The 20,993-nt window shown below is 62.3% G+C and carries 19 protein-coding genes; 11 read left to right on the top strand and 8 right to left on the bottom strand.

Annotated features, from left to right (window positions below):
- Nucleotides 1-43: 43 nt before the first annotated feature.
- From soxB to SM763_RS12860, 7 genes are all read right to left on the bottom strand, one after another.
- The gene (gene soxB, locus SM763_RS12890; protein ID WP_274829019.1) at nt 44-1,741 is read right to left on the bottom strand and encodes a thiosulfohydrolase SoxB; all 1,698 of its coding nucleotides are present in this window, start codon (nt 1,739-1,741) and stop codon (nt 44-46) included.
- Nucleotides 1,742-1,843: 102 nt separating this feature from the next.
- The gene (soxA, locus tag SM763_RS12885) at nt 1,844-2,695 is read right to left on the bottom strand and encodes a sulfur oxidation c-type cytochrome SoxA (protein WP_368998775.1); all 852 of its coding nucleotides are present in this window, start codon (nt 2,693-2,695) and stop codon (nt 1,844-1,846) included.
- Nucleotides 2,696-2,772: 77 nt separating this feature from the next.
- Nucleotides 2,773-3,102, bottom strand: a complete 330-nt coding sequence (gene soxZ / locus SM763_RS12880) for a thiosulfate oxidation carrier complex protein SoxZ (RefSeq protein ID WP_065270568.1) — start codon at nt 3,100-3,102, stop codon at nt 2,773-2,775.
- A gap of 38 nt (nt 3,103-3,140) precedes the next feature.
- Nucleotides 3,141-3,557: a thiosulfate oxidation carrier protein SoxY gene (gene soxY, locus SM763_RS12875; RefSeq protein WP_065273490.1), complete on the bottom strand. Its 417-nt coding sequence runs from the start codon at nt 3,555-3,557 to the stop codon at nt 3,141-3,143.
- Nucleotides 3,558-3,606: 49 nt separating this feature from the next.
- Nucleotides 3,607-4,083 carry a sulfur oxidation c-type cytochrome SoxX gene (gene soxX, locus SM763_RS12870; protein ID WP_065270569.1) on the bottom strand — a complete coding sequence of 159 codons (477 nt, stop codon included), beginning with the start codon at nt 4,081-4,083 and terminating at the stop codon, nt 3,607-3,609.
- Between the two features lie 124 nt (nt 4,084-4,207).
- Entirely contained in the window at nt 4,208-4,810 is a 603-nt protein-coding gene (locus SM763_RS12865) for a thioredoxin family protein (protein ID WP_065270570.1), read from the bottom strand.
- 29 nt (nt 4,811-4,839) lie between these two features.
- A complete protein-coding gene (locus tag SM763_RS12860; RefSeq protein WP_368998774.1) occupies nt 4,840-5,577 on the bottom strand; it encodes a cytochrome c biogenesis CcdA family protein in 738 nt (245 codons plus the stop codon).
- 136 nt (nt 5,578-5,713) lie between these two features.
- Here SM763_RS12860 and SM763_RS12855 point away from each other — a divergent pair, with 136 nt between their 5' ends.
- The 11 genes from SM763_RS12855 (at nt 5,714) to mdoH (ending at nt 20,098) form a co-directional block, all read left to right on the top strand.
- Nucleotides 5,714-6,130, top strand: coding sequence for a hypothetical protein (locus SM763_RS12855; RefSeq protein ID WP_490363284.1), 417 nt, complete (start codon nt 5,714-5,716; stop codon nt 6,128-6,130).
- 85 nt (nt 6,131-6,215) lie between these two features.
- Complete coding sequence (locus SM763_RS12850) at nt 6,216-6,545, top strand: ArsR/SmtB family transcription factor (RefSeq protein WP_065270573.1); 330 nt, start codon at nt 6,216-6,218, stop codon at nt 6,543-6,545.
- 240 nt (nt 6,546-6,785) lie between these two features.
- Nucleotides 6,786-7,844 carry a YeeE/YedE family protein gene (locus tag SM763_RS12845; RefSeq protein ID WP_368998773.1) on the top strand — a complete coding sequence of 353 codons (1,059 nt, stop codon included), beginning with the start codon at nt 6,786-6,788 and terminating at the stop codon, nt 7,842-7,844.
- Between the two features lie 201 nt (nt 7,845-8,045).
- On the top strand, nt 8,046-10,076 hold the full coding sequence (locus SM763_RS12840; RefSeq protein WP_368998772.1) for a PhoX family protein: 2,031 nt from the start codon (nt 8,046-8,048) through the stop codon (nt 10,074-10,076).
- Nucleotides 10,077-10,294: 218 nt separating this feature from the next.
- Nucleotides 10,295-10,765 carry a DUF302 domain-containing protein gene (locus SM763_RS12835; RefSeq protein WP_368998881.1) on the top strand — a complete coding sequence of 157 codons (471 nt, stop codon included), beginning with the start codon at nt 10,295-10,297 and terminating at the stop codon, nt 10,763-10,765.
- An 88-nt stretch (nt 10,766-10,853) separates the two neighbouring features.
- Nucleotides 10,854-12,473, top strand: coding sequence for a thiamine pyrophosphate-binding protein (locus SM763_RS12830; RefSeq protein WP_368998771.1), 1,620 nt, complete (start codon nt 10,854-10,856; stop codon nt 12,471-12,473).
- Complete coding sequence (locus SM763_RS12825) at nt 12,460-13,659, top strand: CaiB/BaiF CoA transferase family protein (protein ID WP_425537268.1); 1,200 nt, start codon at nt 12,460-12,462, stop codon at nt 13,657-13,659. The genes SM763_RS12830 and SM763_RS12825 overlap by 14 nt, the downstream gene beginning before the upstream one ends.
- 248 nt (nt 13,660-13,907) lie before the next feature.
- Nucleotides 13,908-15,275: a tetratricopeptide repeat protein gene (locus SM763_RS12820; RefSeq protein ID WP_368998770.1), complete on the top strand. Its 1,368-nt coding sequence runs from the start codon at nt 13,908-13,910 to the stop codon at nt 15,273-15,275.
- A 103-nt stretch (nt 15,276-15,378) separates the two neighbouring features.
- Entirely contained in the window at nt 15,379-16,680 is a 1,302-nt protein-coding gene (locus tag SM763_RS12815; RefSeq protein WP_368998769.1) for an OpgC family protein, read from the top strand.
- Nucleotides 16,677-18,182, top strand: coding sequence for an OpgD/OpgG family glucan biosynthesis protein (locus SM763_RS12810; RefSeq protein ID WP_368998768.1), 1,506 nt, complete (start codon nt 16,677-16,679; stop codon nt 18,180-18,182). Before SM763_RS12815 ends, SM763_RS12810 begins: the two co-directional genes overlap by 4 nt.
- Entirely contained in the window at nt 18,179-20,098 is a 1,920-nt protein-coding gene (gene mdoH, locus SM763_RS12805; protein ID WP_368998767.1) for a glucans biosynthesis glucosyltransferase MdoH, read from the top strand. Before SM763_RS12810 ends, mdoH begins: the two co-directional genes overlap by 4 nt.
- 21 nt (nt 20,099-20,119) lie before the next feature.
- Here the strand turns inward: mdoH and SM763_RS12800 are convergent, their stop codons facing one another.
- A complete protein-coding gene (locus SM763_RS12800) occupies nt 20,120-20,929 on the bottom strand; it encodes a CE1 family esterase (RefSeq protein ID WP_274835955.1) in 810 nt (269 codons plus the stop codon).
- Nucleotides 20,930-20,993: the final 64 nt, after the last annotated feature.

Here is a 20,993-nt window from a genome sequence, read left to right as displayed (position 1 = left end):
GGCCTCATCGGCGCAAAATTTGCCCGTCAGGCGGCGGCGCTGATTAAGCGCCGACCACCTTGACCGAGTTGTTCGGGTTGACCGTTACGGTGCCCATTTTCTTGATGTGGTTTTCGACGACGTCCCAGATCTGCGGACCTTCGGTGCCTTCGTTGACGCTGGCCCAGCCTGCGACCATGTAGGTCTTCGCCGGATCGATCGCCTCACCGTTCTTCAGCAGCGTCATCTCGGTGATCCGTTCGCCCTGCGGTTTGGTGATGTCGATGCGGTAGCCCATGCCACCGATGCGCACCATGTCGCCGCCCTGCTGGTAATACGGGTCCGGGTTGAAGATGTTGTCAGCCACGTCTTCCAGGATCACCTTGATGAATTCACCGGTCATCTCGCTGCGATAGGCGGCGCCATAGCTCATCGAGGTGACGTTCCAGATGTCTTCGCGGGTGATGTCGTCACCCGGTACCAGCGACGGGCCCCAGCGCACGCCGGGCGACATTGCGATATCAGCCTCGCGTTCGCTCAGCAGCGCGTCGCAGATCAGATCATCCCAGGTGCCGTTGAAGTTGCCGCGGCGATAGAGCAGCGAGTCGGTCTGGCCGATCACCTCTTCCAGCTCGGCTTTGAACGGCGCGCGCTGTTCGTCGATCAGCTTGGAGATCACAGGATCGGGCGCGATGACATCCGAGAAGATCGGGATCAGCTTGTGCTTCAGACCCATCATCTGGCCATCGCGCACGTCCAGATCCACGCGGGAGACGAATTTGCCGTTGGAACCGGAGGCGATGATGTGGGTCGTGCCCACCAGCACCGGTTCGGGCAGCGCATCGTGGGTGTGGCCCGACAGAATCACGTCGATACCGGTGACAACGCTGGCCATCTTCTTGTCCACGTCGAAACCATTGTGCGACAGGCAGACCACCACATCGGCGCCTGCTGCGCGCACTTCGTCCACCATCTCCTGCATATGCTCGTCACGGATCCCGAACGAGTATTCCGGGAACATCCAGCCGGGGTTCGCGATGGGCATATAGGGGAAGGCCTGACCGATGACGGCGACCTTGGCGCCGCCGCGTTCGAAGAACTTGTACGGCTTGAACAGCTCGGCCGGTTCGTCCCATTCCGAGTCAAAGATGTTCTGCCCCAGCGCGGCAAAGGGCAAACCTTCGACGATCTCATTCACACGGTCAGAGCCCAGCGTGAACTCCCAGTGGAAGGTCATCGCATCCGGTTTCAGCGCGTTCATCACGTTGACCATGTCCTGACCTTCGGTCTTGTGACAGGTCATGGAGCCGTGCCAGGTGTCACCGCCGTCCAGCAGCAGCGCATCAGGCCGATCCGCACGGATGGCATTGATCACTGTCGACATGCGGTCCAGACCGCCTACGCGCCCGTATCCTTTGGCGAGGGAGGAAAAATCGTCATAGGTAAGCGCGTAAGCGGAAGGACTGCCATCCGCGATGCCATAGGCCTTGCGGAAGTCGGCACCGGTGATATGCGGCACCTGACCCTTGTTCGCGCCCACCCCGAGGTTGATCGAGGGTTCACGGAAATAGATCGGTTTCAGCTGCGCATGAATGTCGGTGACATGGATGATGCTGATATTGCCGAAGGTATCAAACTCCAGCAATTGATCCTGAGTCAGGCTTTGCTGCGCCGCAAGACGCCCCCAATTGCCAAAACCAGATGCCCCGACCAGGGCAGAGGCGGCCATCGAAACCTGCAGAAAATCACGGCGCGAGATCATGGTACTCTGATATCCTGTGTAAACATACGACATATTCGCATGCGTGAATATTGAAAGAACGAAAGACCCCGCACCATGAACTGGCACGGGGTCGTTCCGGGTTTAGTTACGGACAGACGGTCCTTCGACCGACAGGCCGTTGCCGCGCGAAGCGACATAAAGCTCAAGTGCGACGAAATCCTGCGAACCGGGCTTGTAGGTTTCGGCGCGGGTATCACGTACGCAGCCTTTGAAACGGGCATGAACTGTGTTCAGCTTGGCGTTTTTCAGGCGGTAGGCCGGGAAGCCATTGATCTGGCCTTGGCTCAGGTGGTCGGCGCGGATCATGTTGCCATAGTTGTCTTCATGGCAGTTCGCGCAGGACAGCTCGAGCTGGCCGGTACGCGTGTAATACATTTCCTTACCTTTTTCCCACATCGCCTGAACCGGACCATCGGTGGCAACGTTGACGGGCATGCCACGCGACTGGACAGAGATCAGAGCCTCCATCGACGCCATGTCACCGCCAGTGTATTTCCACTTGTCGGCGCCCATCTGGTTTTCGCGGCAGTCGTTGATCTGCATGGCCAGGGTGCGGACTTCGCCAGCTTCTTCGTTCCACTTGGGATAGACTGCGCGCACGCCTTTCATGCTGTCGGCAACATCGTCGTGGCAGGACGCGCAGGACTTGCCTTCGGATCCTTCGACGGTTTCCCAGCTGTCCATTGCTTGATCAACAAAGACCATCGCGGGGTTTTCGAAATCGTCCATCTGCAGGGCCTGGGTCTCGTCCGAGCGGAAGTGCCAGCCAGACATGACTTCGTCCAATGCGTCAGCGACTGCAGCCGGAGCCGCAGTCTTGGTGACCATTTCGATCTCTTCGTTCACCACGAGCGTGTCGTCGTCTGCGCCGGCGAAGGCGGCCATCGGCAGGGCCAGCACGGTGGCAATGGCAGTGAGTGCCTTATATTTCATTCCATATCCTCCCTTGGGTATCCGCCTCGCCCGCCGGAGTGGCGGACGAGACGCTTGCCTTTGAGATCCGGAAAGGATCAGGCGATCTTGATCGACTTCGCCGTGTCGTAGACGGATCCATCATCGTCATACCATGTGAATTTGAAGTCGCCTGCTTCAGGCACGGTGGCTTCAAACTCAATGTAAGGGTTGGTGGAAATCGCCGGTTCCATCGTGACGTCGATCACCATGGCGCCGTTAAACTCGCAAGTGAAACGGTTGATGATCGAACGCGGAATGACGTTGCCTTCCTTGTCCTTACGCTGGCCGCTTTCCATCTTGTGGCTGATCAGCGTCTTGATGGTGACGGCTTCGCCAGCAGCGGCTTTCTTCGGGACCTTGACGCGGGGTTTTACACCGGATGCCATGTCTTAACTCCTTGAATTCGGAAAGGGATGCGGGGCGATCAGCCGCCGCAGCCTCCGATGGTCACTTTCACAGCGGCGCTTGCCTTGGCAAAGCTGCCGTCTGCCATTTTAGCAATGGCCACGACGTCCTGGGTACCAGCAAGGCGGATCCGGGTGGATGCGGACTGGCTGGCGGCACCGGGGCCGAAGTTGAAGGTTGCAACGCCGGGGGTCGGGTTGCCGGTGGCCAGAACCATGATCGCGGTCGCGCCGGGGGCGTTGACCGAAATCGGCACGGTGTTGCCATTTTCGGCAATCTCCGGCGCAGTCAGTTCAATACCGCTGTCGGCCATATCGGCACCGCCGGTGAACTCGGCGATCTTATCGTCTGCCGATGCGCTCAGGCGGTAGGGCAGAACCGTCAGCACGGCGGCGCCCAGGCCCATCGCCAGGGTTTCGCGACGTGAGAACTCCATCATTTGTCTCCTTTGACTTCGCTCGGACAAGCAGCTGGAAGCTGCTGTCTCACTCTTCTTTCAGCGTCGCGAGGAAAGCGACGACATCTTCAATCTCCTGGGCGGTCAGGATCGGCGGCAGCGGCTCTGCGCCCGCCTTACCGGTGTAGGCATCGCCCGGACGGATAAACCCGTCGACCTTGTAGAACGCAGGCATCATGGTGCCCTCGAAGGTCATTTTTGCATTCGCCACGAGGCCACGCAGCTCAGCTTCACTCCAGCGCTCCCCCGCGCCGTCCAGCATGGGGCCGATTTCGCCGTGGAAGGGCACGTCAGCCAGTGCAGTCACCTGATGACAGGCCACGCAGTTCCCCTTGGACTTGGTCCCGGCGATGATCGCACCGTTGGCCGCGTCGCCAGCAACACCTGTCAACGATTCGGCAATTGCGCCATCCTCGGTGAATTTCACGTCTTTCGGCGCGACTTCGCCCGCCTGCGACATGGTCCCGGCCAGACACATGGCCAGTGTCAGAGATAGTCTCTTCATGGTTCCTCCCGTTGGCTGCCACCGCGAAGTGGCCTGCTTAGCTATTGCATACCGTAGGCCACCGAAGGCCTGGGACGCAACAACAAATTCATTAATGTGAATTTTAATTCTCTTGCGCAAAGGATCAGTCTGTTGATCCATTGTTGCGCTCCTGAATGCGGCGCGCGTGATACCTTTGGAAATCCTCCCCATTATCAAGCTCGTACCGCTTCTCGTTGACCCAGGTGAACATATCGAGCGTGGTCCCCGCCCCAAAGGCCCCCGGCATGATGGAAACGGCCGCCTGCACCGCGGTCTGATCCTCGGGTACCTCTTCCGGCAGGAAAAGAATCGTCGGCGTGAACAGCACGTTCCACTTCCGCGCCATCTCCCGCTCCTGCAGGGTTTCACCGTCGAAATCCGTTACCTCGGTGGATCCGTGCAGGTTCAGCTGAACGACGAAATAATTCTCTTCGATGTAGTTGCTGACCTCCGGACGCGGGAACACCTCCTCGTGCATCTTAGCGCAGTAAATGCAGCCCCGCTGCTCAAAGAAAAGAACCAGCCGCTTGCCCTCTGCATTCGCCTCGGCAAGATCTTCCTGAAGGTCCTTGAAGGTGTCACGCATCCATGCGGTTTTATGAAGGCCGTCGTCGCCCACCTCGACCGCTGCCACCGGCCCGGCCAGAAGCACCGGAAGCGCCAGCGCGGCAAGCGGTGCGGAAATCATTTTGAGTAATCTATTCATTGCCTTGTCTCTCCCATTTATGGTGACAGTCAGCCAATTGTGGACAGTCCGGGCATCCAGCGGATCATTGCATCGGCAATGTAGCTGACACCTCCGGTGACAATCAGCACAGCGAACAGGATCAGCATAACCCCCATCGCCTTTTCCACCCAAGCAAAAGCGGTCCGGTGCCGCGCCACCCAGGCCAGGAACGGCTTTGCAAACAGGGCGGCAACGACGAAAGGCGCTGTCATTCCAACACCGTAGACCAGCAAGAGCAGGCCACCGCGCCAGATGTCCCCCATGCCAGAGGCGATCATCAGGATCGACGCCAGCGCCGGTCCCACGCAGGGAGTCCACCCAAAGCCAAAGGCCAGCCCCATCAGATAGGCCCCGATCAGCGTGGAAGGCTCGGCCGAGCTTTCCATGCGTGCCTCGCGGTATAGGAGCGGAATGCGCATCACGCCCAGGAAATGCAGGCCGAACAGGACCAGCACCCCGGCGGCGCCATAGGCCAGAATATCCATGTAGCGCCCGAACAGCTGCCCCAGCGCGGTAGCTCCCACGCCCATCAGCATGAACACCGTGGTGACACCAGCTGCGAAACACAGCGCAGAGATCACCAGCCGACGCTGCGCCCCCGGCGCAATGCGCCCGTCGCCGCGCAGTTCAGCCATCGAAAGCCCGCCCATGTAGGACAGGTAAAAAGGCACCATCGGCAGGATGCAGGGCGTGAAAAAGCTCAACAAACCGGCAAACAGGGCCCCAAAGTACGATATTTCGAGCATCTCAGCACCTTTTTTGGGCGCATTAGCCGATATTCGGGGTCGGCGCGCCTTGTCTCATTCACATATTCAAATTAAGTTGTGTTACATAAAGAACCTACTCACTGCACCTTCGTCAACGGCTTCGAACGGCTTCATCATGGTTTTTGCGTTCACAGTTCCTCTGCGGCCCTTGCTGCTGCTGCGCCGGTTGCTGGCCGGTTTTTTTGTGCTGTGCGCGCTCAGCCTGCCTGCCCGGGCAGTGGAACTGGTGATGGTCGAACAGCATGGCTGCGAATGGTGCGCGCGCTGGAACGAAGAAATCGCGCCGATCTATCCCAAAACGGCCGAAGGCGCCTTTGCGCCGCTGCGCCGGGTGGATCTGCGCAATATGCCGGATGACTTGGAAACAACTCGTCGCGTTCTTTTTACCCCGACCTTCTTGATTGTGGAGGACGGTCATGAGAAGGCCCGGCTCGAAGGATATCCGGGGGCCGATTTTTTCTGGCCCCTGCTTGAGGCGCTGCTGCGCGATCATGCAGACTTTGCGCCGGATGGAGAAGTGGGCGACAGCTGACCGGTCTGGAGACCGACACGTCTGGCTGACTGGGACAAGTATAGATGTGCGGGGCCATTCGGCCCGCCACAAAGGAGAATGAGCGATGGGGTTGCCGCAATTTTCGGTAGACATGGCAGATGACGATCTTGAGAAGATGATGGACAACGCCACCACGGCGTCCAATTTCCTCAAGGCGATCAGCCACGAAGGTCGTCTCATGATCCTGTGCCATCTGGTCACCGGCGAGAAATCCGTCACCGAGCTGGAAGAGCTGCTTTCGGCGCGTCAGGCAGCGGTATCGCAGCAACTGTCCCGCCTGCGCCTTGAAGGCCTGGTTGTGCCGCGCCGCGACGGCAAGGCCATCTACTACCGGCTGGCAGACGACCGTCCGCGCCGCATCCTCGAAGTGGTCTACGACCTCTTCTGCAACTAAGCACGACCTAGATTTTCTCCCTGCCCTACCCGTCTTGTCCCGGTCCGGGGCCAGCAAGATACGCACGGCCTGAGCGACCTGTAGATCCTTCAACATCTGTCCGCCCCGTTGCGTTCCCGAGCTCCCATAGCTGACCACCTGCCCATCGACAGCAGGCGGCGACAGCGCGATGCCGCTTGCATCGCACACCTCCTTTCTGCATGACTCGAAGGATAGGAAACCTGCCGGGAGGGGCGTCTCATGTTTGATATGCTGACAGAACATCACCTGGCGGCCATTGCAGGCCTCGTAGGCGGAATCCTTCTTGGCCTTGCTGCCCGGCTGGGCAGGTTCTGCACGCTTGGCGCGATCGAGGACGTCCTTTATGGCGGCTCCACCCTGCGCATGCGCATGTGGATATTGGCAATCGGCGTCGCCGTTATCGGCAGTTTTTCCCTTATCGCAGCAGGACTTATGGATGAAAGCGAAAGCTTCTACCTCAGCATCAGATGGATGCCTCTGGCTTCAATCATCGGGGGCTTGATGTTCGGCTACGGAATGGCGCTTAGCGGCAATTGCGGCTATGGCGCTATCGCCCGACTGGGCGGTGGTGATCTGCGCAGTTTCGTCATCGTGCTGGTCATGGGCGTGTCCACCTATGTGGTTCTTTCCGGTCCGCTTGCGCCCTTGCGCAATTTCTTCTTTGAGCAGCATCAGGTCACGACCGATATTCCCCCCGGGCTGGCCCATCACGCCGCTGCCCTGACGGGTCTGCCACTGCACACCATCGGGCTTGCCGCCGGCGCCGTACTGGTCATCGCCGCGCTTTGCGGACGCGAACTGCGTCAGGATAAGAGCGCGGTCTTCTGGTCCGTGATCGTCGGCCTTGCCATCGTTTCGGGCTGGGGCCTGACCAGCGAGGTCAACCAGACCGGTTTCGAAGCCCTCCCGGTGGTGTCGCATTCCTTTTCTGCCCCTCTGGGCGAGACTATTTTGTGGACCATGACCGGCAGCCTGCGCCCCTTGTCCTTTGCCGTCGGCTCCATCGCAGGGGTCTGGGCCGGGGCCTTCATCGGCTCGCTGATCAAGGGGCATTTTCGCTGGGAGGCCTGCGAAGACCCCCGCGAATTGCGCCGCCAGATCGTGGGTGCGGGCATCATGGGCGCAGGTGCCGTCATCGCCATGGGCTGCACCGTCGGTCAGGGGCTCAGCGCCTTTTCGCTGCTGGCCGTTTCCGCGCCGGTCACCTTCCTGGCGATTTTTGCGGGGGCGGCGATTGGCCTGCGGCAGCTGATCGAAGGCTTCCGCCCCGCCGAGTGATCTGGATTCGCCCCTTCGCCGACGCTGCCACAGCTTGATATACGGGGCATCGGCTCTAGATGAAGTATCACGAACAGGCGAAAAATGGCCCAAGTTGTAACGGTTTGGTAAAACCTTGGAGCACCTCACGCAATTGTTACAGGTCCGCGCAACTTAGCACGCGACGACGCACCGTCGGCATCTGGAACTTTGGAGCAAGCCATGGACCGCAAGCAAATCATCAACGATCCCGAAATCGGCAACAAGGCGGAAGCCTATGAAGCCTTTGACGACATCCCTACCAATCCTCGGCTTGAACGCACCATCGGCGATGTGATCAACGCCCGCTACGGCCGTCGCGACCTGCTGAAAGGCATGCTGGGCGTCTCCGCCACCACCGCCCTGTTCGGCACCTCCGCTCTGATCGCCCCGACCGAAGCCGCTGCAGGCAGCCATGGCGCGGGTCGCTACAACTTCGAGGAACTGACCTGGGGCAACGACGAGACCCACCATATCGCCGAAGGTTATGACGCTGACATTCTACTGCGCTGGGGTGATCCGATCACCGCCGATGCCCCGGAATTCGACGTAATGAACCAAAGCGCCGAAGCCCAGTTGAAGCAATTCGGCTACAACAACGACTACGTCGGTTTCACCCCGCTGAACGCCGAAGGCACCCGTGGCTTGCTCTGCGTCAACCACGAATACACCAACGAAGAAGTCATGTTCCCCGGTCTGGGCCGTCAGGACCGCGCCGGGTTCGAAGGCATGACCAAGGAGCTGGTCGACATCGAAATGGCCGCCCATGGCGGTACCGTGGTGGAGATCGCCAAGGGCGCCGACGGCAAATGGTCCGTGGTGCGTGACGGCAAGATGAACCGTCGCATCACCCCCCTCAATACCGAGATGACCATCGACGGCCCCGCCGCCGGTCATGACCGGATGAAAACCAACGCCGATGCTTCGGGCCTTTCGGTCATCGGCACGCTCAACAACTGCGCCGGCGGCATGACGCCTTGGGGCACCTACCTGATGGCCGAAGAGAACTTCCACGGCTATTTCTGGACCGATGTGGTTGATGGCGACGGCAAGCCCGATATCTCGGCCCAACCCGAAGCGAAGAACATGAAACGCTACGGCGTGCCGGGCCGCTGGTATGCCTGGGGCAAGTTCTACGATCGTTTCAATATCGACAAGGAACCCAATGAACCCAACCGCTTTGGCTGGGTTGTTGAAGTCGATCCGCGCAATCCGGGTGCCAAGCCTGTGAAGCACACCGCCCTTGGCCGCTTCCGCCACGAAGGCGCCGAAACCACTGTTTCCTCTTCGGGCAAGCTGGTCGTCTACATGGGCGACGACAACCGCTTTGACTACCAGTACAAATATGTCTCGAACGGCGTAGTGTCCGACGATGCCGCCGCCAACAGCGCCCTGCTCAGCGACGGGACCCTCTACGTGGCCCGCTTTAACGAAGACGGCAGCGTAGAATGGTTGCCGCTGGTGCATGGCACCGGCCCGCTGACCACTGAAAACGGTTTTGCCAGCCAGGCCGATGTCCTGATCGACACCCGCCTTGCTGCCGATGCCCTGGGCGCCACCCCGATGGACCGCCCCGAAGACGCGCAGCCGCGCGGCGACGGCACCGCCTACATCATGCTGACCAACAACTCCAAGCGCGCCGAGGATCAGGTTAACGCCGCAAACCCCCGTGCCAAATCGAACTTTGGTCACATCATCGAGGTCAAGGAAGAAGGCGGCGATCACGCGGCCACCCGCGGCACCTGGTCGATCCTGGTCAAATGCGGCGATCCTGAGTTGGCCGAGGTGGGCGCCCAATGGAACCCGGAAACCAGCGCCAACGGCTGGTTCGGCTCCCCGGACAACTGCGCCTTTGACGCCGATGGCCGCCTCTGGGTCTCCACCGACCAGGGCAGCAAATGGGGCAAGACCGGCAAATCCGATGGCCTTTATGGCGTCGAGACCGAAGGCGATCTGCGCGGCACCTCCAAGCTGTTCTTCCGCTGCCCCGTCGGCGGTGAGCTCTGCGGCCCCTACTTCACCGACAACGGCGAGACCCTGTTCCTGGCGGTGCAGCACCCCGGCACCGATGGCACCAAGGCCCTGAAAGGGTTCGAGCGCGCCTCGACTTTTGAGGATCCGGCCACCCGCTGGCCCGACTTTGACCCCAAGATGCCGCCGCGGCCCTCGGTCGTCGTGGTTACGAAAAAGGGCGGCGGCAAGATCGCCATGTAATCTTTGCCCTTGGCATGAACAAAGCATTCAACGCGCCCTCAAAAGGGGCGCGTTTTTCTTTGCTGATGCCGCCCAACCTCCCGCCGGGGCATAGTCAGCAGCACGGGGATGTGACACCTGCGTGATTGCAATCCGGGTTAGGCTTGTGGCTCCACAAAACAACGGAGCCAATGATGAACCTGCGCCCAATCCTCGTCGCACTTGCCTTCAGTCTGCCAATGCTGTCCGGACTGGCCTTTTCGACCGTTACCCTGAGCGCGCAGGCAAGCATCGCCGGAGAGGTGTCTGCCCGCCCCGGCTGGGAGGTGCATGACACGGCGAAATCCTACCAGCAGTTGTTGCAGGATACGCAGGCGGCGGTGCGGGCCAGCGATCTGGCCATCGTCACGCAGGCCGGTCCCACCGGCGCAGCGGCGGCGCGCGGGATCACCATTCCGGGCAACCGGGTCATCGGCGTCTTCAACAATGTATTTGCGGTCAACATTCTAGAAACCTCGACCGCCGCCATGATCGAAGCCCCGATCCGCCTCTATGTCACCGAAATAGCGGGCGGCACGGCGCAGCTCTCTTATAAGCGGCCAAGCCATGTCTTTGCACCCTACCGGGACGAAGGCGGCGACAGGCTGATGGCGCTTGCAGAGGAGCTGGACCAGAGGTTTGATCAGATCGCACAGGAGGCGTTGAAGTAACGCCACCGGGTCACAGAGCCGTGAGGGTGCTTGCACCCGGCGTCAGGGCAGGCAATCTGGCTCTGACATCAGATAGGAACAGATCGCCATGACTGACAGTTTACGCGCCGCCGACGTTCTGGCCCGGCGCCTTTATGCGGCCGGGTGCCGCCACGCCTTTGGCATGCCCGGTGGCGAGGTGCTGACGCTGGTCGACGCGCTTGAGGCAGCAGGCATCACCTTCCATCTGGCGAAACACGAAAACGCTGCCGGCTTCATGGGCGAAGGTGTGCATCATGCCTATGGTGCCCCGGTCATTCTGGTTGCCACCCTCGGCCCCGGCGCGCTCAACGGGGTCAATGTGGTGGCCAACGCCCATCAGGACCGGGTGCCGATGCTGGTTCTCACCGGCTGCGTCGATGCAGCCGAGGCGCAAAGCTACACCCATCAGGTGCTCGACCATGGCGCCGTCTTTGCCTCCATCACCAAGGCGACCTTCCGTCTGGATGCGGATGCGGCTGACGTGATCGCAGACAAGGCGGTCGCCATCGCGACCGAGCCGCGCAATGGTCCGGTGCATATCGACGTGCCGATCTCGGTCGCGGATGCGCCCGCCAGGGATCGCAACATCCGCCGCGCGCCTGCTGCGCCCACCCAGCCAGACAATGACACACTGGCGCAGGCGCGCAGCTGGCTGGCGCAGGCCGAGCGTCCCTTTGCCATCATCGGACTTGATGCGGTGGCCGAAGGCGCGGGTCCTGCCCTTCGCGCCTTTCTGGAGGCGCATCAGATCCCCTTTGTCACCAGCTACAAGGCGAAGGGCATCCTGCCCGAAGATCACCCCCTGTGCCTTGGCGGCGCCGGGCTGTCCCCCCTGGCGGACAGTCACCTGTTGCCGCTGGCGGCGCAGTCGGATCTGATCCTGTCGCTTGGCTATGATCCTATCGAAATGCGCCCCGGCTGGCGCAACGCCTGGGACCCAACCCACCAGCGCGTGATCGAGATCGCTGCCGAACCCAACACCCATTACATGCACCAGGCCAGCCTCAACATCGTGGCGCCGCTTACCCCCACGTTGGAAGCCCTGACGGAGAAAGCCGAAACGGCGCCGACGCGCTGGCCCGGCGGAGAGTTGAGCACGGCACAACAGGCGCTGCACGCCGCCTTTGATCCGCAGGATGACAGCTGGGGACCGGCGGGCGTGATCGCCGAATGCCGCGCCACTCTGCCTGCCGAGACGCTGGCCACCGCAGACAGTGGGGCCCACCGGATCCTGCTCAGCCAGATGTGGCAGTGCAACGAGGCGCGCGGGCTGATCCAGTCATCCGGGCTTTGCACAATGGGCTGTGCCGTGCCGATGGCGATCGGGCGCAAGCTGGCGCAGCCAGACCGTCCCGTCGTCAGCTTTTCCGGCGACGCAGGCTTCCTGATGGTGGCCGGGGATCTGGCCACCGCTACCGAATTGGATGTGGCGCCGATCTTCGTGGTTTTTGCCGATGCCAGCCTCGCCCTGATTGAGCTGAAACAGCGCCAGCGTCAGCTTAAAAACCGCGGCGTCGATTTCGCTCGGCACGATTTTGCGGCGATGGGCCGGGCCTTTGGCGGCAACGGCGTGACGGTACGTAACCGCACGGAACTGCGCGCCGCCCTCACCGATGCCTTGGCTTCTGATCGTTTCACTGTCATCTCTGCCGAAATCGAACCCGGAGGATATGATGGACGCATCTGACACGCTGCCACACGGGGCCCTTGATGGGGTCAAGGTTCTCGACCTGTCGCGCATTCTGGCCGGCCCCACCTGTACCCAGCTGCTGGGCGATCTCGGCGCCACGGTCATCAAGGTGGAAAACCCCAAATCGGGGGGTGACGATACCCGCCAATGGGGCCCACCCTATGCCATGGACGCCGACGGCAACCCCACGGATCTGTCGGCCTACTACATGGCCGCCAACCGCAACAAACGCTCGGTCGCGGTGGATATCACCACGGCCGAAGGTCAGGCCGAGATCCGTAGGCTCGCTGCCGAGGCCGATATCCTGATCGAGAATTTCAAACCCGGCGGACTGGCGAAATACGGGCTGGATTATGCCAGCCTCAAGGATGAGTTTCCCCGGCTGGTCTACTGCTCGATCTCGGGCTACGGGCAGACCGGTCCCAACAACCACCGCCCGGGATATGATCTTGTCGCACAGGGGTTTAGCGGCATCATGTCACTCACCGGCGATCCCGAGGGGCAGCCCGTGAAGGTTGGCACCGGCATCGCCGATGTGATGTGCGGTATGTATGCCTGCATTGGCATTCTGGCTGCGCTGCGCCACCAGGAAAAAACCGGTGAAGGGCAGCAGATCGACCTCGCTCTGGTCGATAGTACCATTGCCTGGCTGATCAACGAAGGCGTCGCCTATCTCAACACCGGCACCTTGCCGACCCGGCGCGGCAACGAACACCCCAGCATCATGCCTTATGGCGTCTACGAGACCTCGGACTCCCACGTCATCCTGGCGGTGGGCAACGATGCCCAGTTCCGACGGGTGATGGAGTTCCTCGGGCTCGAAGGCCTTGCAGACGATCCCCGTTTTGCCACCAACCCGGCGCGGCTGGAGCATCGCGCGGCGCTCAACGACATCATGATCCCGGCGCTCAAACGCTTCACCATGGACGAGGTGATCGCCGCGATGGAGGCCCGCAAGGTGACCGCCGGTCCGGTGCAGACGCTCGACCGGGTCTTTGCCTCCGATCAGGTGGCTGCGCGGGGCATGGCCATCGACATGCAGGCCGGGGACACTCCCGTGAAACTGCTTGGAAATCCGCTCAATTTCTCGCGCACCCCGGTCACCTACCGCCACGCACCGCCCAGCTGCGGCGCTGACAGCGACCGGATTCTCGGCGCCGAGGACCCGTTTTCCAAGGCTTAGGCCATATTCTGCCCGGCACGATCCGGCCGAATGTTACAAAAACCGGCAAACGCCTGCCTTCGTGGTGGGCGTTTTGCGTTTCAAAGACCCGTCTGGCGGGAAATTGCCCGCAAATATTACAGGTTTCAGCGGGTTTCCCCACCTTCAAACACGCGCCTTCACCAAAGCGAGAGCGCCCGTCGCGCGATGAAAACCACTGTTCTAACCTTCCCCTAGTGAACAACACCGGTGGTAAGGATTGGACCCAAATGACACATGATCTCTTCGGACAGGAGACGAGCCTGAAAGATCCCGAAATGCTGGATCTGTGGAACGCGGTTCAGATCGGGGTTCTGTCGCACAGCGCAGAGGCCCCGGTGCATCTGGGTAAGCTGCTGGAGGCCGCCCCCGAATTCACCCTTGGGCAGGCTGCCAAGGGTTTGTTCCTGCTGCTGCTGGGCCGCCGCGAAATGCGCACCCCTGCCCGCGATGCGCTGGCTGCTGCCCGCATCGCCTATGCCTCTGCCCTGCCCCGGGAGCGGCTCTTCGCCGATGCGCTGGAGCTTTGGCTGGCGGGCCGCCCCACCGCCGCCGTTGAGAAGCTGGAGCAGGTCCTGCGCTCTCACCCTGCCGACAGCCTTGCCATGAAGATGAGCCAGGCGATCCGTTTCGTCCTTGGCGACAGCGCCGGGATGCGCCGGTCAGTGGAACGGGTGATGCCCGCCTATGCGCCGGATCACCCCGGGCGCGGCTATCTGCTTGGCTGTCACGCCTTCGCGCTGGAGGAAACCGGCGACTACAGTAAGGCGGAGACTGCCGGGCGTCAGGCACTCTGGATGGCGCCGGATGATGCCTGGGGTCTGCATGCGGTGGCGCATGTGCACGACATGACCGGCAACGCCAAGGCCGGACTCGACTGGCTGACTAGCCGCGAAGAGGCCTGGAGCCATTGCAATAACTTCCGCTATCATGTCTGGTGGCACAAGGCGCTGATGCATCTGGACCTGGGCCAGACCGACACCGTTCTTGACCTTTACGACCGCGAGATCCGCCAGGACAAGACCGACGATTACCGCGATATTTCCAATGCCACCTCGCTGCTGATGCGGCTGGAATTGGAAGGCATTGCCGTCGGCAACCGCTGGGAAGAACTTTCCAACCTCTGCGCCGCCCGGACCGAGGATGGCAGCCTGATCTTTGCCGATCTGCACTACCTTCTGGCGCTGGCCGGGCGCGGGCGCCCGGATGAAACCACCCGGATGGTGCAGCGTATCCACGCCGATGCGGCAGCCGCAGGCGGGGACGAGGCGCGGAAGCGCATGGCAGATCCCGGCCGTGCCGCCGCCAGCGGGCTGGAGGCCTTTGGCGAAGGTGATTTCGCGCTCGCCTTTGACCACCTGGCGCAGGCCCGTGGCTCAATGCAACTGGCCGGTGGCAGCCACGCCCAGCGCGACGTTTTTGAACGCATGACCATCGATGCCGGGATCCGCGCAGGTCGCCTGAGCGAGGTATCCCGCATGCTGGACAGCCGCCGCGCCCAGCGCGGTGGCGCCGAGGACAACTATGCTCTGGCCCGCCGTGCCCTGATCAGCGAGGCGCGCAATCAGCCGGACAGCCGCAGCCTGCCGGCCGAGTGATCTGCGAAATGATCGGAGCGCGCCCGGATGCCGGTCCTGGCCTCGGGCGCGCCCTGACATCGCCGCCACAAAGTTTGATTGACAGGAAGGACACCGCTTAACGATGGCGCGTATTTCCAAGTTCCCCTCTCCCACAGCAGAGATTCCGGCCGTGGCAGGTCCGGCAGCGGCCAACACCCGCCGTGCGCCCGCATCGGAGCATGCCCCAGCCCCGGCAGGCGGGCAAAAGCGCGTCCGCGATCCGCGGCTCGATTTCTATCGCGGCATTGCCATGTTCATCATCCTGGTTGCCCATATTCCCGGCAACCGCTGGACCGGCTGGATCCCAGCCCGGTTCGGGTTTTCCGATGCGACCGAGATTTTTGTCTTCTGCTCGGGCATGGCCTCGGCCATCGCCTTTGGCGGGTCCTTTGCGCACCGTGGCTGGCTGATGGGCACTGCGCGGGTGGTATTCCGCTGCTGGCAGGTGTTCTGGGCTCATATTGGCCTGTTCTTATTTGTCGCCATGACCATGGCGGCGCTGGACCTGACCGGTGCCTTTGAAAAAAGCTACGTCAACTCTCTGAACCTTGGCCATTTCTTCAATGACCCGATGCCGCAGCTGGTGGGCCTGTTCACCCTGACCTATGTGCCGAACTACTTTGACATCCTGCCAATGTATCTGGTGGTGCTGGCGCTGATGCCGCTGATGATGGGGTTGGAGCGCATCGGCCTCTGGACCGTTGCCGCAGCTTCGGCGCTGATCTGGCTGGCCGCGAACCCCTATATGATCGGCCTTGGACCGGACGGAGCATCCCTGCCTGCCGAACCCTGGTCGGCGCGGGAATGGTTCTTCAACCCCTTCGGCTGGCAATTGCTGTTTTTCACCGGCTTTGCCTTCATGAAAGGCTGGCTTCCGGCGCCGCCCGTGTCGCGGGCACTGGTGCTTGTATCTGCAGCCTTCCTGATCTTCTCTGCCCCCTTTGGCTCCTGGAAGGTCTTCCTGTGGGTTGAGGCCTGGAACGAAGATCTGGCCGCCACTATCCGCCCGGCCTGGGCATTTACCGACGAGTGGCGCGAGAAAACCGATTTCGGCCTGCTGCGCTATGCGCATTTTCTGGCGCTGGCCTATCTCGGCTGGGTGGCCGCCGGAGCTGGTGGTCAGCGGCTGATCGCCTCCGGTCATTCGGGGCTGGCGCGCCTCTGGGCCGTTGCCCTGCGCATCATCACCAAGGTCGGCCAGCAGTCCCTTGCGGTCTTTGTCTTCTCGATGGCGCTGGCCCGGCTGATCGGATTTGCGCTGGATCAGACCGACCGGGGCATCCTGATCACGGCGGCGGCGAATATCGCCGGGTTCTGCCTGATCATTGCCTGCGCCTTTGCTGCTGCCTGGTTCAAATCCCACCCCTGGAGGGCAAAGCGATGAGCCGCCTTTCGCGCCGCAGTTTCCTTGCCGGAGTCTCTGGCCTTGCGCTGACAGCACCGCGCGCGGTCAAGGCCGCCGCCGTTCCGTTCCGGCATCAGGATGTAATCGACAAGGCCCGCATGCTGGCGCATATGCCTTATCGTGCGCGCCCCACTGTGCCGCAGGACTGGCTGGATCTGACCTATGAGGATTACCAGACCCGCTGGTTCCGCAGCCGCGACGCCCTGTGGAGCAAGACCGAGCGCAGCTATAACGTCGATTTCTTCCTGCCGGGCCTCTATTTCCCCCGTGCGGTGCAGATGCACAGCGTCGCGGACGGGCTGGCGCAGCCTGTTGCCTTTGATCTGACCCTGTTCGACAAGACAGACAAGGCGCCGGATCTCAGCACCGAAGGAGCGCTGGGGTATTCGGGCTTTCGCTTGCGCACCGAGCTGAGCGAGCCGGGCAAGAAGAACGAATTCTGCGTCTTTCAGGGCGCCAGCTATTTCCGCGCCATTGGCATCGGCCAGGCCTATGGGTTGTCGGCGCGCGGGCTGGCCCTTCACACCGGCGACGCCGAAGGCGAGGAATTCCCCGAGTTCACCGAATTCTGGCTGGAGGCCCCTGCCCCCGGCCAGCGCCACATGGTCGTGCATGCGCTGATGGATTCGCCCTCGGCCGCAGGCGCCTACCGGTTCACCATCACCCCAGGCGCCGCCTGCGTGATGGAGGTCGAAGCAACGCTGTTCCCACGCGAAGAGCTGACCCACGCGGGTATCGGTCCGCTGACCTCGATGTTCCTGTTTGATCGCACCAACCGCAACCGGTTCGACGATTTCCGCCCCGCCGTGCACGATAGCGACGGGCTTTTGATCGAGAATGGCAACGGCGAAACCCTGTGGCGACCACTGGCCAATCCGGCGCAGCTGCAGGTGTCCTCCTTTGTCGACGAGAACCCCCGAGGTTTCGGGTTGATGCAGCGCAGCCGCAACCTGTCGGACTTCGCCGATCTTGAGGCGCATTATCAGGACCGGCCCAGCCTTTGGGTCGAACCCAAGGGCGATTGGGGCAAGGGCGCCGTCACGCTGGTAGAGATCCCGGCGGACAAGGAAATCTACGACAATATCGTCGCCTATTGGCGCCCGCGCACGCCCTATCCTGCCGGAGCCGAGGTGCGGCTTGACTACCGCCTGACCTGGGGCACCGGCCCCAATGGTACGCTGGCGCAGGTGGTGGACACCGCCGCGGGCGCACGTGTCTTTGGCGATCCGGGCCGGATCATGACCGTGGACTTCGAAGATCATCCGCTTTTGGCAGGCGATCCCGAAAACTTCGACGTCGTGCTTTCCTCGCCGCATGTCGAGCTCAGCACCGGGGTCCTGCAGCGCAATCCGGCCACCGGTGGCCTGCGGCTCGCCTTCAGCTTTGAACCCGGTGACCGCTCCCTTGTGGAGCTACGGGCGGCGCTGCGCCGGGACGGGCAGCCTGCCACCGAAGTCTGGCTTTACAGGTGGACCGCATGAAAGATCTGATCTCCGCCCCCTCTGCGGCGAAGATGCTGCCGCCCGAACAGCCCATGGCGATGCCAGAGCAGAACTTTGGCGCCGCTTTCCGCGACGTGAGCGCCCCCGGGACTGCGCCGCAGATGCGCGTGGCGCTCTGGCGGGTCATTGCCTTTTCCCCGGCGATGGTTGCAACCGCCTTGCTGACCTTCGTGATGCAAGGCTGGTTTGCCGATGGCGGCTTCATGATGATCGAGGTTCTGCTTCTGGCGCTCATTGCCTTCAATTTCTTCTGGATCTGCTTTTCGGTCTCCACCGTGCTCCTGGGCCTGTTCAGCCTGTGGCAGCGCAGGCAAGAGGCCGAACGCCGGGTTCCGACCGGTCCCATCGCACCCGACACGCCGCCGCTTACCGTTGCCGTGCTGGTGCCCGTCCACAACGAAGATCCGGCCGCCGTGTTCGGCAACGCCCGCACTATGCTGGAGGATCTGCATGCCTGGGGCGGCGCGCATGATTACGCCATGTTCATCCTGTCCGACACACGGGATGACCGGATCGCGGCGCAGGAACTGGCGGGCGTAGAGGCGCTGCGCGCCGCGCTGCCGCCCGGTATCCGGCTCTACTATCGCCGCCGCGAGGACAACACCGGGCGCAAGGCGGGAAATATCGCCGATTGGGTGCGCCGCTGGGGTGGCGGCTATGACGCCATGCTGGTGCTGGATGCCGACAGTCTGATGACCGGCCGGGCGATTGCCCAACTGGCCGATGCGCTACGCCGAGATCCGGCAGCCGGACTGATCCAGAGCTTCCCACAGCTGATCGACGCCAGATCCGTCTTTGGCCGCATGCAGCAGTTTGCCAACGGGGTCTATGGCCTTGCCATGGCCGAAGGGCTGGCACGCTGGGTCGGCGCCGAGGGTAACTACTGGGGCCATAACGCCATCCTGCGCACCCGCGCCTTTGCCGCCTGCGCCGGACTGCCCGAGCTGCAGCAGACATTCGGCGGCAAGACCCTGATCATGAGCCATGATTTCGTCGAGGCAGGTCTGTTACGCCGGGCCGGCTGGGGCGTGCATTTCCTGCCCCGCATCCAAGGTTCCTATGAAGAGACGCCGCCGACCCTGATCGATCACATCCTGCGCGACCGGCGCTGGTGCCAGGGCAATCTGCAGCACCTGAAACTCCTAAGCGCGCAGGGTTTCTGCGCGATTTCACGGTTCCATCTCTTGCATGGGGCGATCGGGTACCTGATGGCGCCGATCTGGTTTGCGCTTCTGGTGATATGGGCGCTGATCGGAGAAGACGGGGAAACCTCGGCGCTGCAGTATTTCAGCCCCGCCGACCCGCTGCGCCCCTCCTGGCCGGATATGTCAGAGCCGCGCCATGTCGCCGTGATCCTGGTTATCTACGCGATGCTGCTGGCGCCGAAACTTCTGGCCCTTGCCGCGCTGCCCCTGACTGGCGCGCGGCTATCGGATTATGGCGGCGGTCGGCAGTTCGCGCTCTCCGTGACCTCCGAGATCCTGCTTGCGATCCTTTATGCCCCGATCCTGATGGTGCAGCAGATGATCGCCGTCTTGCGCAGCGCCCTGCGCCTGCAGCGGGGCTGGGCGCCGCAGGCGCGGGATGGCGGACGCTATGGGCTGAAGACCATGCTGATCTGTCATGCACTCGAATTCATCAGCGGTCTTGCGCTCAGCGCCGGGATCCTGGCCGGGATGGTTTCCGCCTGGCTGGCGCCAATTGCCTTGTCGCTGCTACTGGTGCTGCCGCTGTCGGCCCTGTCGGGGATGCGTCCCGCACTTCGGCTCAGGTTCTGGATGGGCACGCGCGAGGTTTTTGCCGAACCCCGTATCGCCCGGACCGCCCGGACCTATCGCAAAGCGGTTGAACGCGTCTTTGCCGGGACACCTGACCACCGTTCAGCGGCGGAATAGAAGAACCGCGTGTCCCGGGCGTCAGTCCGGGGTCCGCTCAAACCATTCGACGACCCGCGTCGGCCAGGTGTCCGGAATGCGGTGCCCCCCCGGGCCGAGCGTCAGTTCAATATCGCCCCCGGATTGGCAATCCCAGCGGCGATGCAGCTCCGCTCCTGTAACCCACAAATAATCGGGCGCGTCATCGGCGCAGCCGTTCACCTGCCGCCACAGGGCCAGCCCGGCAAAGATATCATCCTGTTCGCGCGTGCTGCTGCCCAGAATGCGCCCCTCCAGTGGCACGACCTTGTCGGCCCAGCCGTGAGTGTGCAGCAACCGGACAGGACCGGCGCAGGTCTCGGGCCGTGGCCGCCAGAATCCTCCCGCCACCGGAGCGAAGGCAGCAAAATCCCCGGGATGGGCGCAGGCGAGGTAGTTCACCATAAAGGCCCCGGCGGAAAATCCAGCAAGAACAACCCTCTGCCGGTCGATGCCGAACCGCGACTCCGCATCGCCAAGGACCTGTTGCAGGAACTGCGCCTCATCCCGTCCCTCGGCGCCAGGTAGGAAGTTCCACGACCTCTTGCCATTCCAGCGCGGCAAGGCGGTCGGCGCGATGAGCGCATAGCCCTGCTCCTGCAGCTCCTTTACAAGGGCGCGGTTGCGCAACACCCCGGCGCCCGAACCGCCATAGCCGTGCAGAAACACCACCGCCGGAGTGCCTGTTGCTTCCGTGCTGGCCGAGGCGCCCGAAACGGGTGTTGCTATGTGATAGTCACCGGACGATAGCTCACAAGCATCTGCGGCAGCGCCGCAACTTGCCAATGCAGGGCGTGCGCAGAGCGCCGCCACGAACAACGAAAGAAGAGTTCCTCCGGCCCGGCGGAGGCGCAGGCTGCGCCGTCGGCGCGCGGGG

Origin of the sequence: Pseudophaeobacter sp. C1-32P7 (genome assembly GCF_041008775.1) — a bacterium.
GTDB lineage: Bacteria > Pseudomonadota > Alphaproteobacteria > Rhodobacterales > Rhodobacteraceae > Phycobacter > Phycobacter gallaeciensis_A.
This window is presented reverse-complemented; position numbering and strand designations above follow the sequence as displayed.